Source organism: Streptomyces sp. NPDC005533 (assembly GCF_042871845.1).
Classification (GTDB): domain Bacteria; phylum Actinomycetota; class Actinomycetes; order Streptomycetales; family Streptomycetaceae; genus Streptomyces.
The window spans coordinates 1-16,465 of record NZ_JBIAJH010000008.1; the positions used below are offsets into that span (position 1 = coordinate 1).

The 16,465-nt window shown below is 72.5% G+C and carries 13 protein-coding genes and 2 rRNA genes; 8 read left to right on the forward strand and 7 right to left on the reverse strand.

Translation table 11 applies throughout. The annotated features are described in order from the left end of the window. Window positions 1-769: ribosomal RNA gene (locus ACFYP3_RS10150) — 23S ribosomal RNA — on the forward strand; the annotation flags it as partial. A gap of 76 nt (window positions 770-845) precedes the next feature. Continuing rightward, a 5S ribosomal RNA gene (rrf, locus tag ACFYP3_RS10155) occupies window positions 846-962 on the forward strand. Between the two features lie 151 nt (window positions 963-1,113). Here the strand turns inward: rrf and ACFYP3_RS10160 are convergent. The 5 genes from ACFYP3_RS10160 to ACFYP3_RS10180 form a co-directional block, all read right to left on the reverse strand. Continuing rightward, window positions 1,114-2,424, reverse strand: coding sequence for a DUF58 domain-containing protein (locus ACFYP3_RS10160; protein WP_388829694.1), 1,311 nt, complete (start codon window positions 2,422-2,424; stop codon window positions 1,114-1,116). After that, complete coding sequence (locus ACFYP3_RS10165) at window positions 2,424-3,410, reverse strand: AAA family ATPase (protein WP_388829697.1); 987 nt, start codon at window positions 3,408-3,410, stop codon at window positions 2,424-2,426. Before ACFYP3_RS10165 ends, ACFYP3_RS10160 begins: the two co-directional genes overlap by 1 nt. After that, the gene (locus ACFYP3_RS10170) at window positions 3,407-4,837 is read right to left on the reverse strand and encodes a DUF4350 domain-containing protein (RefSeq protein ID WP_388829700.1); all 1,431 of its coding nucleotides are present in this window, start codon (window positions 4,835-4,837) and stop codon (window positions 3,407-3,409) included. The genes ACFYP3_RS10165 and ACFYP3_RS10170 overlap by 4 nt, the downstream gene beginning before the upstream one ends. 164 nt (window positions 4,838-5,001) lie before the next feature. Next, window positions 5,002-5,637, reverse strand: coding sequence for a DUF4129 domain-containing protein (locus ACFYP3_RS10175; protein WP_388829703.1), 636 nt, complete (start codon window positions 5,635-5,637; stop codon window positions 5,002-5,004). Further along, window positions 5,637-6,878 (reverse strand): glycerophosphoryl diester phosphodiesterase membrane domain-containing protein, encoded by a 1,242-nt coding sequence (locus ACFYP3_RS10180; protein ID WP_388829706.1) that lies wholly within the window; start codon window positions 6,876-6,878, stop codon window positions 5,637-5,639. The genes ACFYP3_RS10175 and ACFYP3_RS10180 overlap by 1 nt, the downstream gene beginning before the upstream one ends. Before the next feature lie 260 nt (window positions 6,879-7,138). Here ACFYP3_RS10180 and mtrA point away from each other — a divergent pair, with 260 nt between their 5' ends. The 6 genes from mtrA to ACFYP3_RS10210 all read left to right on the forward strand — a co-directional run bounded on the left by mtrA (window position 7,139) and on the right by ACFYP3_RS10210 (window position 14,429). Continuing rightward, window positions 7,139-7,828: a two-component system response regulator MtrA gene (gene mtrA, locus ACFYP3_RS10185; RefSeq protein ID WP_189747360.1), complete on the forward strand. Its 690-nt coding sequence runs from the start codon at window positions 7,139-7,141 to the stop codon at window positions 7,826-7,828. A 1-nt stretch (window position 7,829) separates the two neighbouring features. Beyond that, complete coding sequence (gene mtrB, locus ACFYP3_RS10190) at window positions 7,830-9,779, forward strand: MtrAB system histidine kinase MtrB (RefSeq protein ID WP_388829710.1); 1,950 nt, start codon at window positions 7,830-7,832, stop codon at window positions 9,777-9,779. Then, window positions 9,769-11,634 carry an LpqB family beta-propeller domain-containing protein gene (locus ACFYP3_RS10195; RefSeq protein WP_388829713.1) on the forward strand — a complete coding sequence of 622 codons (1,866 nt, stop codon included), beginning with the start codon at window positions 9,769-9,771 and terminating at the stop codon, window positions 11,632-11,634. Before mtrB ends, ACFYP3_RS10195 begins: the two co-directional genes overlap by 11 nt. A gap of 85 nt (window positions 11,635-11,719) precedes the next feature. Continuing rightward, window positions 11,720-12,493, forward strand: a complete 774-nt coding sequence (locus tag ACFYP3_RS10200) for a ComF family protein (protein ID WP_388829716.1) — start codon at window positions 11,720-11,722, stop codon at window positions 12,491-12,493. Between the two features lie 293 nt (window positions 12,494-12,786). Beyond that, window positions 12,787-13,482 carry a ribosome hibernation-promoting factor, HPF/YfiA family gene (gene hpf / locus ACFYP3_RS10205; protein WP_388829719.1) on the forward strand — a complete coding sequence of 232 codons (696 nt, stop codon included), beginning with the start codon at window positions 12,787-12,789 and terminating at the stop codon, window positions 13,480-13,482. 194 nt (window positions 13,483-13,676) lie between these two features. Then, complete coding sequence (locus tag ACFYP3_RS10210; protein ID WP_388829722.1) at window positions 13,677-14,429, forward strand: response regulator; 753 nt, start codon at window positions 13,677-13,679, stop codon at window positions 14,427-14,429. Between the two features lie 96 nt (window positions 14,430-14,525). On the opposite strand, the gene ACFYP3_RS10215 is transcribed toward ACFYP3_RS10210, so the two are convergent. Then, window positions 14,526-15,686, reverse strand: coding sequence for a winged helix-turn-helix domain-containing protein (locus ACFYP3_RS10215; RefSeq protein WP_388829725.1), 1,161 nt, complete (start codon window positions 15,684-15,686; stop codon window positions 14,526-14,528). Window positions 15,687-15,695: 9 nt separating this feature from the next. After that, window positions 15,696-16,277, reverse strand: a complete 582-nt coding sequence (locus ACFYP3_RS10220; protein WP_388829728.1) for a GNAT family N-acetyltransferase — start codon at window positions 16,275-16,277, stop codon at window positions 15,696-15,698. Between the last annotated feature and the right edge of the window lie 188 nt (window positions 16,278-16,465).

The window sequence follows — 16,465 nt, forward strand, 5'->3', positions numbered from 1 at the left end:
TGAAGCCGTGACGCCAGTCATGGTGGAGTCATCGTTGAAATACCACTCTGGTCGTGCTGGATGTCTAACCTCGGTCCGTGATCCGGATCAGGGACAGTGTCTGATGGGTAGTTTAACTGGGGCGGTTGCCTCCCAAAGGGTAACGGAGGCGCCCAAAGGTTCCCTCAGCCTGGTTGGCAATCAGGTGTTGAGTGTAAGTGCACAAGGGAGCTTGACTGTGAGACCGACGGGTCGAGCAGGGACGAAAGTCGGGACTAGTGATCCGGCGGTGGCTTGTGGAAGCGCCGTCGCTCAACGGATAAAAGGTACCCCGGGGATAACAGGCTGATCTTCCCCAAGAGTCCATATCGACGGGATGGTTTGGCACCTCGATGTCGGCTCGTCGCATCCTGGGGCTGGAGTCGGTCCCAAGGGTTGGGCTGTTCGCCCATTAAAGCGGTACGCGAGCTGGGTTTAGAACGTCGTGAGACAGTTCGGTCCCTATCCGCTGTGCGCGTAGGAATATTGAGAAGGGCTGTCCCTAGTACGAGAGGACCGGGACGGACGAACCTCTGGTGTGCCAGTTGTCCTGCCAAGGGCATGGCTGGTTGGCTACGTTCGGGAGGGATAACCGCTGAAAGCATCTAAGCGGGAAGCCTGCTTCAAGATGAGTATTCCCACCTCCTTGAGAGGGTAAGGCTCCCAGTAGACGACTGGGTTGATAGGCCAGATGTGGAAGCCCGGTAACGGGTGAAGCTGACTGGTACTAATAGGCCGAGGGCTTGTCCTCAGTTGCTCGCGTCCACTGTGTTAGTTCTGAAATAACGAACAGCTGTGTCCATGCCAGCGTTCAAATTTCATAGTGTTTCGGTGGTCATAGCGTTAGGGAAACGCCCGGTTACATTCCGAACCCGGAAGCTAAGCCTTTCAGCGCCGATGGTACTGCAGGGGGGACCCTGTGGGAGAGTAGGACGCCGCCGAACAATCATTGTGAAAAGCCCCGTACCGGGTATCCGGTACGGGGCTTTTTGCGTTTACGGCCCCCTACCATTCGGCGAGGTAGCTTTTGAGGCAAGTCGGCCGTGGAGGTCCTCCTGGGGGTGCCCGGCCAGCGTAGCCAGGGCAGGGCACCCGCTAGAGGCGGCCGGCGGCCTTGAGGGACAGGTAGGCGTCGGCCAGGGCCGGGGCGAGGGTGTCCGGGGTGGCGTCGACCACGTGGACGCCGTGGCGGGAGAGCTGGTCGGCGGTGCGGCGGCGCTGGGCCTGGGCCTGGGTGCCGGCCGCGGCCTCGTAGACCGCGTCCACGCTGCCGCGGGACTTCGCCATCTCCGCCACGTGCGGGTCGGCGACCGAGGCCAGCAGGACCGTGTGGCGCTGAGTGAGCCGGGGGAGCAGCGGGAGCAGGCCCTCTTCGATCGGGGCCGCGTCCAGGCTCGTCAGGAGCACGACCAGGGACCGCCGCGGGGCGTTGCGCAGGACGGTGGAGACCAGGGTGCGGGCGTCCGTCTCGACCAGTTCGGGTTCGAGTGACGCCATCGCGTTGACGAAGGACGGGAGGACGTCGGCCGCCGCGCGTCCCTGCACCTGGGCGCGGGGGCGGCGGTCGTGGGCCAGCAGGTCCACGCGGTCGCCGGCGCGGGTGGCGAGGGCGGCGAGGAGCAGGGCCGCGTCCATCGCCGAGTCCAGGCGGGGGGCGTCGCCGACACGGCCCGCCGAGGTGCGGCCGGTGTCGAGACAGATCAGGATGTGCCGATCGCGTTCGGGGCGCCAGGTGCGGACGGCCACCTTCGGCCGGCGGGCGGTGGCGCGCCAGTCGATGGAGCGGGTGTCGTCGCCGGGAACGTAGTCGCGGAGGCTGTCGAACTCCGTTCCCTCACCGCGCGTCAGGACGCTGGTACGGCCGTCCAGTTCGCGCAGCCGGGCCAGCCGGGAGGGCAGGTGCTTGCGGCTGGTGAAGGGCGGCAGGACCCGGACCGTCCAAGGGGACGCGTGGGAGCCCTGACGGGCCCACAGGCCCAGCGGCCCGTACGACCGGATCGTGACGCGGTCCGCGTGGCGATCGCCGCGGCGGGTGGGGAGCAGACGGGTCGTCAGCCGGCGGCGCTCGCCCGCGGGGACGACCACCTCGTGACGGGAGGCCGCGGCCTCCGTGCCCGGCCGCCAGCTGCTCGGCGGCCAGGCGTCGCGGACGCGGGCGCGGAGCGTACGGCTGCCGGGGTTGGTGACGGTGAGGTGGACGTCCGCCGGTTCGCCGAGGCGGACCGAAGTGTCTCCCGAGCGGGCCAGCACGAGACTGCGGACCGGCGCCGCCAGGGCGTAGTCGACCGCGCAGGCCAGGGCGATCGGGCCGTTGACCGCGAGCATCCCCGTCCAGCTCGGTTCGAGGACGCCCACCGGAATGCTGCCGAGGGCCGCCAGCAGGGCGGCGCGTCCGGTGAGGGCCATCAGCGGGGGACGGGGACGTGGGAGAGGATCGCCGTGATGACGGCGTCGGCGGTGACACCCTCCATCTCGGCCTCCGGGCGCAGCTGGACGCGGTGGCGCAGGGTCGGCAGGGCGAGGGCCTTGACGTCGTCGGGGGTGACGTAGTCGCGGCCGGTGAGCCAGGCCCAGGCGCGGGCGGTGGCCAGCAGGGCGGTCGCGCCGCGGGGGGAGACACCGAGGGTGAGCGAGGGCGATTCGCGGGTCGCGCGGCAGATGTCGACGACGTAGCCGGCGATCTCGGGGGACACGGCGACCTTGGCGACGGCCTCGCGGGCCGCTGCGAGGTGGGCGGGGCCGGCGACCGCGCGGACACCGGCGGCGTGCAGGTCGCGGGGGTTGAAGCCGGCGGCGTGACGGGTCAGGACGCCGATCTCGTCCTCGCGGGAGGGCAGCGGGACCGTCAGCTTGAGCAGGAAACGGTCCAGTTGGGCTTCCGGCAGGGGGTACGTGCCCTCGTACTCGACCGGGTTCATGGTGGCGGCGACGAGGAAGGGCTCGGGGAGCCCCCGGGGCGTGCCGTCAACCGTGACCTGGCGTTCCTCCATCGCCTCCAGGAGGGACGACTGGGTCTTCGGGGGCGTGCGGTTGATCTCGTCCGCGAGGAGGAGATTGGTGAAGACCGGGCCGTTCTGGAAGGAGAACTCGGCGGTGCGGGCGTCGTAGACGAGTGAGCCGGTGACATCACTCGGCATCAGGTCGGGAGTGAACTGGACGCGCTTGGTGTCGAGTTCGAGGGAAGCGGCGAGGGCCCGTACGAGGAGGGTCTTCGCTACGCCCGGGACGCCTTCGAGGAGGACGTGGCCGCGGCACAGGAGCGCGACGACGAGACCGGTGACGGCCGAGTCCTGGCCGACCACGGCCTTGCCGATCTCGGTGCGGAGCGCTTCGAGGGAAGCGCGGGCGCTGTCCGCGGACACAGCCGTGGACTCGGTGGCCGGGTACGTCATGACGTACGGACCTCTCTTTCGAGGGCGTCGAGGTGGTCGGCGAGCGCGACGAGTGCCGCGTCGCCGGAGGGGGTGGGTCCGAAGAGGAGGGCGGTGACGTCCCGCGAGCCGTCCCGCGTACCGTCCGTGAGCCGGGCGGAGACCGCCGGGGCGAGGGTGGCGGGGTCGTGGGCCCGGGAGGGCGGTACGCCGGTGAGGGCGGCGAGGCGTTCGCGGCTGGCGGCGCGCAGCACGGTGGCGGCGCGGTCGCGGGCACCGGCCTTGCGGTAGAGGCGGGCGCGGCCTTCGGTGGCCTCGGAGGCGCGGATGACGACGGGCAGCCTCTCGGTGACGAGGGGGCCGAGCCGGCGGGCGCGCCACAGGGCCGCGAGGACGGCGGCCAGGAACAGCTGGAGGAGCGCCCAGGACCAGCCGGCGGGGACCAGGTCGAAGAGGCTCTTGTCCTCGTCCGCGTCCGGGTCGGAGTCCGCGAGGGACGGCATGTACCAGACGAGGTCCGGGCGGGAGCCGAGGAGTTGGAGTGCGAGGGAGGCGTTGCCCTCCTCGGCGAGGCTCTCGTTGAGGAGGATCGTCTCGGACCCGAGGAGGACCGTGTCGCCGCCGGTCCCTGCCGGGAGGGCGAGCAGGGTGGGGTGGCCGCCGCTGGGGTAGCAGCCGATCGCGCCCGGGAGGGTGGTGGCGTAGCGCAGGCCGCCGCCGGTCGCCGCGCGACCCGCGGAGGTCGCGGCGGGCAGGGCGCAGTCGGGGGCCGGGGCGTCCGTGGTGGCGTCGCCCTGGGAGCGGACGCCGGGGGAGAGGTCGGCGAGGCCGTGGCTGCCGGGGGCGAGCAGGACGGTACGGCCGCCGGAGAGGTCGATGGCCGAGCGGATCGTACGGCGCTGGGTGCTGCCGAGCCGGTCGGGGTCCGTGACCAGGAGCGTGGTGCGGGGGCCGGTGGCCTCGGCGGCCTCGGCGGCGGTCGTCACGACGCGGGTGCTCACGCCGCGGGCCTTCAGGAGCTCGGCGACGGCCCGGCTGCCGAGGGGGTCGGCCGAACGGGGGTCGAGGTAGCCGTGGCGGGTGCCGGAGTTGAGGGCGGCCAGGATGACGACGCCGGTGGTGAGGACGGCCAGTGCGGTGAGGAGGCGGCGGGCTTGGTGGGTGCGGGTCGCCTTGCCGGCGGGGGTGGCGGAGGAGGGGGTGGTGGGGGAGGGGGTGGTGGGGCCGTCTGGTGCGGTACGCGTGGGGTGAGTGGGGACTGCCGTGGTCGTGGCCGCGGTCGTGGCTGCGGTCGTGGCCGCGGGCGTGCCGTCTGGGGGGTTGCCCGTGGGGGCGGTTTCGGCGGGGCCGGGCGCGCGCCGGGACGTCTCCTCGGACGCCGAACGTGACGAGAGGTCGGAGAGCTCGGCGGCAGTGCGTTCGGCGCCCTGCGGGGAGCGCCCCGACACACACCCGACCCCACCGAAACCGCCCTGGGGGTCGGAGGGGTCCGACTCGTGGGGGGATTGGTTCGGTGGGCTTGCGGGCTTGTCGGAGCCGCCTCGGGGGGCTGAGGGGGTGGGGTCCTGTGGGGGGTGCCACGGCATGCTCTTGTCCGAGCTTGCGGGGGGCGTCATGGGGTGGGTCCCGTCAGGAGGGGCTTCGTGGTGGTGAGGGTGAGGTCGAGGGTGCGGAGGCGGGCGTAGGTGTCGGCGTCGGCGGTGCGGCCGCCGTAGGTGACGTCGTCGAAGGCGCGGGCGGCGGCGCGCAGGTCCTCGGCGTGGGCCGGGAGGGAGACGGCGGCTTCGGCGGCCGCCTCGTCGGCGGTGCGGCCCGGGCGGGGGTCCAGGAGGGTGCGTTCCTCCAGGGAGCGGACGACGGCGCGCATGCGTTCCTGGACGGCTTCGGTCCACCGGCCGGCGGCGGCGTGGGCGTCGGCGGCCCTGCGGTGGTCGGCGGCGCTGCGGACGCCGTCGTCGAAGAGGGTGCCCGGGGAGGTGGGGGTGCGCCGGGGGGAGCCCAGGCGCCACCACAGCGCGACGGCCGCAAGGGCGACCAGGAGGAGGACGGCGATCAGGCCGACGGGGCCTCCGGGGGTGGCCCCGGAGGCGGCGCCGAACAGGTCGTCGAGCCAGTCGAAGAACGCGCGGATCGCGCGGTCCAGCGGGCTCGGGTCGTTCTCGTGGTACATCGGCTTGGACAGCTCGCGCTCGGCCGCCTCACGGGCGGCTTCGCGCGGTGTCGTCACCGGTGGGACGTCCGCGAGCATCACCCGTAGTTCTCGACGCCGGCCGCCCGGGCGAGCTCCAGGTCGAGGCCCTCGCGCCGGATGCGCTGGTCGACGTAGAGGAGGACGGTGACGCCGGACTGGAACGGCATCACGATGGTCTGCGCGATGATCAGGCCGATGGCGGAGAGGATCAGCGTCCCCCAGGCGGTCTGGCCGGTGCCGTCCGTGACGGCGTCCAATCCGCCGCCGAAGGCGATGAGGCCGGCCCACTGGAACGGGGTGACGATCATCGCCGCGAGCAGGAAGCCGATGAAGCCGGTCAGGAGCGTGATGCCGAAGACGCGCCACCAGGCGCCCTTGACCAGCTTCGAGGAGCGGGCGAAGGCCTTGAGGACGGTGCTCTTCTCCAGCATCAGCGCGGGCGAGGCCAGGCTGAACTTGATCCCCAGCCAGACGAGGAGGGGGAGCCAGACGACGAAGCCGAGGATGCCCAGGCCGATGCTGTCGGTGAGGATGCCGGGCAGGACCAGTACGGCGCCCATCACGAGGGCGCCGAGCGCCAGGAGCAGGGTGAGCCCGGCCAGGCGCAGCAACTGGGGGCGGGCGTCGCGCCAGGCGGCGGAGACCGTGGAGTGCTGGCCGAGTACCGCCCGGCTGAAGATCATGGTGAGCATCGCGGTGACCACGATGGTGCCGAGGACCTGGATGAACTGGGTCACGGCCGACGCCCCGAGGGTGCTGCCGAGGCTGTCGATCACCTGCTCGGCGGTGACGTCCTCGCTCGGCGCGAGGACGAGGTCCTTCAGCATGTACCTCTGTACGAAGACGCCGATCACCTGGACGACCGTGGCCACGACCAGGGTGATGGGCAGAACCGAACGCCAGTGCGTGCGCATGGTGGCGACCGCGCCGTCGAGGATCTCGCCCAGGCCCAGGGGGCGCAGGGGGATCACGCCGGGCTTGGCGGCCGGGGGGCTGCCCCATTGGCCGGGGCCGCCCGGGTAGCCGTACTGGGGGGCGTTCTGGCCTCCGTACGGGGTGTTCTGGGGCCGGCCCCAGCCTCCCGCGGCCGGCTGCGGCGGGGTCGGCGGGGTTTCGGGCGTGCCCGGGCTCGACCACTGGCCGGGCGGCGGCTGCTCGGCGGACCACTTGGGGTCGCCGGCGGGCCGGTCGGGCTGCTGTGCGCCGCCGTCGGTGCCGGGCTGGTCGGCGGGGGTTCCCGGCCGATCGCCGTCGGACGGAGAGGATCCGGGCGTAGCCCAGCCCGGAGAGTCGTTCATCGTCGCTCCTTCAGGTGCACCTGCTGCGGCGGGGGCGCTGGTCGCTGCCATCGTGCCACGTGGGGGGCCCGAACGGAGTAGGGGATTTGGCGGCCTCCGTGCCCCGGCCGTCCCCCCGGAACTCCGGCAGCCCTTACCTTCTAGTGTCGCCCGGATCCGGGGCAGACTGGTCGATCTGATCTCCACGCAGGTCGGAGGGGCGATTTCCAGCCCTTTTGGCTGTGGGACAGCTCACCGCCGGGTAACGATTAGCTAATGGGATGATGTCAACCATGAAGGGACGCGTCCTTGTCGTCGACGACGACACCGCGCTGGCCGAGATGCTCGGCATTGTGCTGCGTGGAGAAGGTTTTGAGCCGTCGTTCGTAGCGGACGGCGACAAGGCACTTGCTGCCTTCCGGGAGGCGAAGCCGGACCTGGTGCTGCTCGACCTCATGCTGCCCGGACGGGACGGCATAGAGGTGTGCAGGCTGATCAGGGCCGAGTCCGGTGTGCCGATCGTCATGCTCACCGCCAAGAGCGACACGGTCGACGTCGTCGTGGGCCTGGAGTCCGGGGCCGACGACTACATCGTCAAGCCGTTCAAGCCGAAGGAGCTGGTGGCCCGCATCCGGGCCCGTCTGCGCCGCTCGGAGGAGCCCGCGCCCGAGCAGCTGGCCATCGGTGACCTGGTCATCGACGTGGCCGGGCACTCGGTCAAGCGCGACGGCGCCTCGATCGCCCTGACCCCGCTCGAGTTCGACCTGCTGGTCGCCCTCGCGCGCAAGCCCTGGCAGGTGTTCACCCGCGAGGTGCTGCTGGAGCAGGTCTGGGGCTACCGGCACGCGGCGGACACCCGGCTGGTCAACGTGCACGTGCAGCGCCTGCGCTCCAAGGTGGAGAAGGACCCGGAGCGCCCCGAGATCGTCGTGACGGTGCGCGGTGTCGGCTACAAGGCCGGACCCAGCTGAGGTGCAGTCCGGCACCTCCGCCGCGTCCGGCAGCGGCCGCGGCGGCTCCCGCTGGCGCAGCCTCTGGGCCGGCCGGCCGTTCCAGGACGGAGCGCCCGGCAGCCCCGTGCTGCGGCTGTGCGTGCGCCTCGTACGCCGGCCGCTGGTTCCGGCCGTCCGGCTGTGGCGCCGCAACATCCAGCTCCGGGTGGTCGCCGCCACCCTGCTGATCTCGCTGGCGGTGGTCCTCGCCCTGGGCGTCGTCGTGATCGCCCAGGTCAGCAGGGGGCTGCTCGAGGCCAAGGAGCAGGCGGCGCAGAGCCAGGCGGCGGGCGGGTTCGCGGTCGCGCAGGAGAAGGCCAACGCCCCCGCGACCGTGGACGGGCCCGACGCCACCGACAACAAGGTCGGCCGGGACGCCAGCACCTGGATGAACTCCCTGGTCAAGCAGTTGGCCAGTGGCGGTCAGACCGCCTTCGAGGTCGTCGCGCTCGGCGCCGGCACCGGGGAGCAGACCCTGCCCGGGACGCAGGGCGTCAAGGGCGCCCGTGCCTCGGGCAACGTCGATCCGACCGCCAGCGTGCCCGTCAAGCTGCGCCGGGCCGTCAACCACGCCACCGGCGCCTTCAAGACCTTCTCGGAGATCCGCTACACGGCGGGGTCCGGGGACAAGGCCCCCGAGCCGGCCCTGGTCGTGGGCAAGCGGCTCACCGACATCAACGGGGACCCGTACGACCTGTACTACCTCTTCCCGCTCACGCAGGAGCAGGAGTCCCTCAACCTGATCAAGGTCACCATCGTGACCGCGGGCCTGTTCGTCGTCGTCCTGTTGTGCGGCATCGCCTGGCTCGTCGTACGCCAGGTGGTGACCCCCGTGCGGATGGCCGCCGGGATCGCCGAGCGGCTCTCGGCCGGGCGGCTCCAGGAGCGGATGAAGGTCACCGGCGAGGACGACATCGCGCGCCTGGGCGAGGCCTTCAACAAGATGGCGCAGAACCTCCAGCTGAAGATCCAGCAGCTGGAGGAGCTGTCGCGGATGCAGCGCCGGTTCGTCTCGGACGTCTCGCACGAGCTGCGCACGCCGCTGACGACGGTCCGGATGGCGGCCGACGTCATCCACGACGCCCGGGTCGACTTCGACCCGATCACCGCGCGCTCGGCCGAGCTGCTCGCCGGTCAGCTCGACCGCTTCGAGTCGCTCCTCGCCGACCTGCTGGAGATCAGCCGCTTCGACGCGGGGGCCGCGGCCCTGGAGGCCGAGCCGATCGACCTGCGGGAGGTCGTACGCCGTGTCATCGACGGGGCCGAGCCGCTCGCCGAGCACAAGGGGACGCGGATCCGCGTCCTCGGCGACACCCAGCCGGTCATCGCCGAGGCCGACTCGCGGCGCGTGGAGCGGGTGCTGCGCAACCTCGTCGTCAACGCCGTGGAGCACGGCGAGGGCCGCGACGTGGTGGTCCGGCTGGCGTCCGCGGGCGGGGCCGTCGCCGTCGCCGTACGGGACTACGGCGTCGGGCTGAAGCCCGGTGAGGCCACCCGCGTCTTCAACCGCTTCTGGCGGGCCGACCCGGCGCGGGCGCGTACGACCGGCGGGACCGGCCTCGGCCTGTCCATCGCCGTCGAGGACGCCCGGCTGCACGGCGGCTGGCTCCAGGCCTGGGGCGAGCCCGGCGGCGGCTCGCAGTTCCGGCTGACCCTGCCGCGCACCGCCGACGAGCCGCTGCGGGGCTCTCCCATCCCGCTGGAACCCGAGGATTCCCGGGCGAACCGGGCCAGGGCCGCCGCCGAGGCCGCGGGCCGGACGGCGGACCGTCCGGCCGCGGACCCCGGCGACCGCTCGCCGATACCGCCGCGGTCGCCGGTCACCGCGCCGGTGCCCGCCGACCCGACGGCCCTGCCGGGGAACGGGGCCCGGGTGGTGGCCCGCCCGGCCGAGCAGGCACAACAGGAGGATCGAGCCGATGGACGCTGAGCCCGACGACGCGCGGCCCGGGGGCGGCGCGCGGGTACGGGGCCGGCGGCTGCGCACCCTGCGGGCGTACGCCTTCGGCGCGGCCGGGCTGCTGCTCGCCGGCTGCGCCTCGATGCCCGACCACGGCGAGATCCGCCCGGTGCAGGCCTCGCAGGGCGTCGACTCGCAGGTCCGCGTGTTCGGCGTACCGCCCGCCGACAAGGCGAGCGCGGCCGACATCGTCGACGGCTTCCTGGAGGCGATGACCAGCGACGACCCGCAGCTGGAGACCGCCCGCAAGTACCTCACCGAGGAGGCCGCGAAGAGCTGGCGGCCCGGCTCCGCCGTCACCGTGCTCTCCTCCGGCCTGGACCGGGTCTCGATCCGTGGCGAGAAGGACCCGGACGGGCCCCGCTGGAAGGTGACCGGCACGAAGCTCGCGACCGTCGACGAGCGCAGCGCGTACCAGCCGCAGACCGGCGGCGAGAAGTACGAGGAGTACCTCCAGCTCGTCCAGGACGAGGACAAGCAGTGGCGGATCTCGTCGCCGCCCAACGGCCTCGTGCTCAGCGAGTCGGACTTCCAGCGCATCTACATGCCGGTCAACAAGTACTACTTCGCGGGCGGCACGCTCGTCGCGGACCCGGTGTACGTGCGCCAGCGCACCGACCCGGATTCGCGGATGGACCCGACGACGCAGACGGTGCAGTCGCTGCTCGCCGGGCCGTCCCGGTGGCTCGGCCCCGTCGTCGAGTCCAGCTTCCCCACCGGCACGGAACTGCGGGAGGGCACCAAGTCCCTTTCGTACGACGGCCAGAACACGCTGCGGGTGCCGCTCAACGACAAGGCCGCCAACGTCGCCCAGCCGCAGTGCAAGAAGATGGCCACCCAACTCCTCTACACGGTCAAGGACCTGACGGGCTCCCGGCTCGACCAGGTCGAGATCCTGCGTTCCGACGACAAGTCGTCCTCGCTGTGCTCGGTGACCGAGCTGAGCGCGGCCGCGATCGCCAACCGGCCCCGGATTCCCGACTACCAGTACTTCGTCGACAACGAGAAGCGGCTGGTCCGGATGAAGCTGGACGTGACCAGCGAGGAACAGCAGCGGGCCGAGGTGGTGCCGGGGCCGCTGACCACGCTGCCGGCCTTCAAGGTCGGCTCGGCGGCCGTGACCTACGACGAGCGGCGGGCGGCCGTGGTCTCCGAGGACGGGCACGGGCTGTACGTGGTGCCCCTGGTGGGCGGCGGTCCCATGCCGCAGCCGCTGCCGGTCGGCAAGGGCAGCACGCTGACGGCGCCCAGCTGGGACGCGGCCGGCGACCTGTGGGTCGCGGACGGCGATGCGCAGCACCCGGGGCTGTGGCGGGTGCCGGGCGGGGCCGGGACCCCCGAGAAGGTGCAGGTGGCCGGGCTGGACGGCGCGCGGATCGCCTCGCTGAAGGCCTCCTCCGACGGGGTGCGGATCGCGCTCCTCGTGGAGAAGGGCAGCCGCAAGAACCTGTACGTGGGGCGGATCGAACGGCCCGACGCCAACGGCGACTCCTCGGCGGTGTCGGTGCGCGAGCTGCGCCCGGCCGCCCCGCAGATGGCGGACGTGACGACGATGAGCTGGGCGCCGCACGGGCGGCTGCTCGTGGTGGGCCGGGAGAGCGGCGGCGTGCAGCAGGCCCGCTACATGCTGGCGGACGGCTCGATGGTCGCGGCGAGCCTGCCGGGGGCGGCCGGGCTGTCCGCGGTCGCGGCCGCCGCCTCGGAGGACGAGTCGAAGCCGAAGCCGGTGGTGGCGTACTCCGAGGACGGGATCGTGTACCTGCCTCCGGGTGCGCAGTGGCGCACGGTGGCGGCGGGCGGCCGGGCTCCGGTGTACCCGGGCTGAGCTGCGGCTACGGGGCGACGCGGGCTCGGCCGCGACCGCGTCCACAGGGGTGGCGGGCTCCGGCGGGGTCCGTCACTGTGGAGGGGTGCGCGGGTGGTGGCAGGAGCTGGCCGGGCTGGTCCTGCCGGTCGACTGCGCCGGCTGCGGAGCGGTCCGGGTGCTGGTGTGCGCGGGCTGCCGGCAGGCGCTCAGCGGGGCCGGTGCGGGGCCGGTGCGGCCTTCTCCGCGCCCCGGGGGCCTGCCGGTGGTGCAGGCCGCCGCCGTCTACGACGGGGGCGTACGGGCCCTCCTGCTGGCCCACAAGGAGCGCGGGGCGCTTCCGTTGGCCGGGGTGCTCGGCGAGGCCCTGGCGGCAGCCGTCCTCGCGGGCGGCCCGGTCCGCGCGGGCCCGGCTCCGGCGGAAGTGGCCCTGGTGCCGGTGCCGTCGGCGCGCCGGCAGGTCCGGGCGCGCGGCCACGATCCGGCGCGCCGGATCGCCCTGGCGGCCGCAGGGCGGCTGCGACGGGCCGGTGTTCCGGCGCGCGTGGCGCCCGTACTGCGGCTGCGGCGGGCGGTGGCGGACCAGGCGGGGCTCGGGGCCCGGCAGCGCCGGGAGAACCTCGCGGGGGCGCTGGCGGTGGGCCGGGACGGGGTGCGGCTGACGGCCGGGGCCGAGATCGTGCTCGTGGACGACCTGATCACCACCGGGGCGACGCTGGCGGAGGCGGCCCGGGCGGTGCGCGCGGCCGGGCTGACCCCGGGCCCCGGGGACGCGCTGAGGGCGGCGGTGGTCGCCGCGCCCGCGGACTCCTTCGGGCGGCTTCCCGGGGCGGTGCCCCGGCGGCCCGCCACGCGTACAGATCGAAAATCTCGTGAATAGATTTGGAACTGGCGGGGAAGGCCCATCGTTGCAGGTAGTAAGAGGGAACAGCCACTTGACTGGAAGTACATTCCGGTAGCGGGTGCCGACAACCGTCATAGAGGGATATGTTCGGTTGTAAGGAACTCAGGAGGCTGTCTCTCGACTCCGAAGTCGGTGGGGTGTCGATCTTGCCGATGGGGGAGGAGGAGGTGAAAGTCGCCAAGTCCGAGGCTCCGGCCTTCACCGGAGTCTGGTGCGAAAGGGAGACGCTTCGCCCCGTCGGGCGGAGCTATCCGGGAACGGAGTTCTGCGTGGACATCGTCGTCAAGGGCCGCAAGACCGAAGTGCCCGAGCGGTTCCGCAAGCACGTGGCCGAGAAGCTGAATCCGGAGCGGATCCAGAAGCTCGACGCCAAGGTGATCAGCTTGGACGTCGAGGTGTCCAAGGAGCACAACCCGCGGCAGGCCGACCGTTCCGACCGCGTGGAGATCACCCTGCATTCGCGGGGCCCGGTGATCCGGGCCGAGGCCGCCGCCGCCGACCCGTACGCGGCGCTCGACCTCGCTCAGGACAAGCTGGAGGCCCGGCTGCGCAAGCAGCACGACAAGCGCTACACCCGCCGTGGCAGCGGCCGGCTCTCGGCCGCGGAGGTCGCCGACGTCGTGCCGGGCGTCGCGTCGCTCAACGGCAGTGGCCAGGTGGTCACCGAGGAGAAGACGGACGGGGTTCCGATCACCCGGATCGGATCCATCGAGGTGCAGGGCGAAGGCCCGCTCATCGTCCGCGAGAAGACGCACTCGGCCGCACCCATGTCGCTCGACCAGGCTCTGTACGAGATGGAACTGGTCGGCCACGACTTCTATCTGTTCGTCGACTCCGAGACGAAGCTGCCCAGCGTGGTCTACCGGCGTCACGCGTACGACTACGGCGTCATCCACGTGAACCCCGACGGTGCCTCCAGCTCGGAGGAGCCGCGAGGCGGCGCCGGCGGCGCGCTCGGCGGCTGAACCGAACCATTCGTTGCCCCCGCGGGGACGCTCCGGCGTCCGCGCGGGGGCACCTGCATGACGGGTATTGCGCCAGGCGGGTCCTGGACGACCCCCCGCGCCGTGGCGCGGGCATGGAATCATGGCGGGCAGTCAACCGGCTGCGGTGTGTGTCCGGTTGGCCCAGCAGCTCAGCACATGCAGGGGGAGGAACGATGGCGGACAGCTTCGGGCCGGTGCGCGGTGACGACGGCGCGGGCTGCCGTGGCGCGGACCGGCCGGCGGAGTCCGGCGCCGCGCCGGCCGGTGAACCGATCCGGGTGCTCGTGGTCGACGACCACGCGCTCTTCCGGCGGGGGCTGGAGATCGTCCTCGCGCAGGAGGAGGACATCCAGGTCGTCGGTGAGGCCGGGGACGGCGCGGAGGCGGTGGACAAGGCGGCCGACCTGCTGCCGGACATCGTCCTGATGGACGTGCGGATGCCCCGGCGCGGCGGGATCGAGGCGTGCACCTCGATCAAGGAGGTGGCCCCCTCCGCGAAGATCATCATGCTGACGATCAGCGACGAGGAGGCGGACCTCTACGACGCGATCAAGGCGGGCGCGACCGGGTACCTCCTCAAGGAGATCTCGACGGACGAGGTGGCCACGGCGATCCGCGCGGTCGCCGACGGCCAGTCCCAGATCAGCCCGTCGATGGCGTCGAAGCTGCTCACCGAGTTCAAGTCGATGATCCAGCGCACCGACGAGCGCCGGCTCGTGCCGGCGCCGAGGCTCACGGACCGGGAGCTGGAGGTCCTCAAGCTGGTGGCCACGGGCATGAACAACCGCGACATCGCGAAGGAGTTGTTCATCTCCGAGAACACCGTGAAGAACCACGTCCGCAACATCCTGGAGAAGCTGCAGCTGCACTCCCGGATGGAGGCCGTGGTCTACGCGATGCGCGAGAAGATCCTCGAAATCCGCTGACCCGCGCAGGCCGGGCGCCCGACCGAGCGCCCTACCAACCGAGAGCCCGGCCAACCGACCGTCCGGCCGCCCGAAGCCCGGCCCCGCGAGGGCCCGCTACAGCGCGGCGAGCTCCGCCGTGACGGCCGCCGCCTCCGCGGGCGAGCCCGCGCGCTCGACCCGTACGTCCTCGCAGCCGACCCACTCCGCCGCCTCCCGCAGGGCCAGCGCCATCGGGCCGGCCGCCTTCGGGGAGGTCAGCGAGAGCTGCCGGGCGACCAGCGTGCGGCCCTCGCGGGCCGGGTCCACGCGGCCCTGGAGCCGGCCGCCCGCCAGCAGCGGCATCGCGAAGTACCCGTGAATCCGCTTGGGCTTGGGGACGTACGCCTCCAGGCGGTGGGTGAAGCCGAAGATCCGCTCCGTGCGGGGGCGGTCCCAGACCAGGGAGTCGAAGGGCGACAGCAGCGTCGTGCGGTGGCGGCCCCGGGGGGCCGTCGCGAGGGCGGCGGGATCCGCCCAGGCGGGCTTGGCCCAGCCCTCGACCTCGACCGGGACGAGCCCGGAGTCGGCGATCACCGCGTCGACCTGTTCCCCCTTGAGGCGGTGGTAGTCCGCGATGTCGGCGCGCGTGCCGACGCCCAGGGACCGGCCGGCGAGGGCGACCAGGCGGCGCAGGCACTCGCGGTCGTCCAGGTCGTCGTGGAGGAGCGCGTCCGGAACGGCCCGCTCGGGCAGGTCGTAGACCCGCTTCCAGCCGCGGCGTTCGCTGCACACCACCTCACCGGTGTCGAGGAGCCACTCCACCGCGATCTTGGTCTCGGACCACTCGAACCATTCGCCGCCGTTCTTCGCCCCGCCCAGTTCGGTGGAGGTCAGCGGGCCGTCGGCCGTCAGCCGGTCCAGGACCGCCCGCGTCGAGCGCTCCTTGTCCCGGAGGACGTGCCACCGGTGGCCGCGCGCCCGGCGGGCCCGGCGGCGGAAGGCGAAATGCGGCCATTCCTCGATGGGCAGGACGCAGGCCGCGTGCGACCAGTACTCGAAGGCGTGACGGTCGGACCAGTACGCCCGCTCCACGGCGTCACGGCCGACCGCGCCGAGCCGTGCGTACGGGATCAGCTCGTGCGAGCGGGCCAGTACGGAGATCGTGTCCAGCTGTACGGCGCCCAGGTGGCGCAGGACCCCGCGCACGCCTCCGCGGCGGTCGGGCGCACCGAGGAAGCCCTGTGCGCGCAGGGCGATCCGGCGGGCGTCGTCGGCGGAGAGGGAGAGCGCAGTCATGTCCGCACCCTAGGCGGGGCCACTGACAGCGGGCAGGTAGGGCAGCCGGGAGGGCAGACCGAGGTCGGAGGGGAGCAGGGCGCCGACCCAGCAGTCGCGGGAGGTGCCCCGCTGCTCGATGCCCGCCCGCAGGACGCCCTCGACCTGGAAGCCGGCCTTCTCGGCCACGGCCTTCGAGCCCGCGTTGCCCACCTCGGCCCGCCATTCCAGCCGGGTGACGCCGAGCGCGGTGAAGGCCCAGCGGGCGACGGCCGTCACGGCCTCCGTCATGTGGCCCCGGCCGCGGTGTTCCTTCACCGCCCAGTAGCCGATCTCGTACGACCCGGCGCCGTACACGTGCACGCCGACGGCCGCGACCAGCGGGCCCGCGGCGCCGAGGCGGACGGCGAAGGGGTAGCTCGTGTCCTCGCGCCAGCCGTTCGGTACGAGCTCGTTCACGAAGACGTGCGCGTGCTCGCGCTCGTACGGGGAGGGGACCTGGGTCCAGCGCTGGATGTCCGGGTCCTGGGCCGCCGCGTGGACCTCGTCCTCGTCCGCAGGGGCGAAAGGCCGCAGTACCAGCCGGTCCGTGGTGAGAGTGATGGGCTCCATGAACGGATTCTGCTGCCGCCGGGGCGCCCCGGGCGAACACTTTTCGGGAATCCCCCCGGGGGATGCGGCACCTTCCGTGTGCCCCGTACGTTCTCAATCCGGGCACCCGTGCCCCCATGGGAACGGCGGACCTCCCGACGTGGCCACGTCCTCGCTTACGATGGCCGTTGCGGTGGGGCCCACCTGCC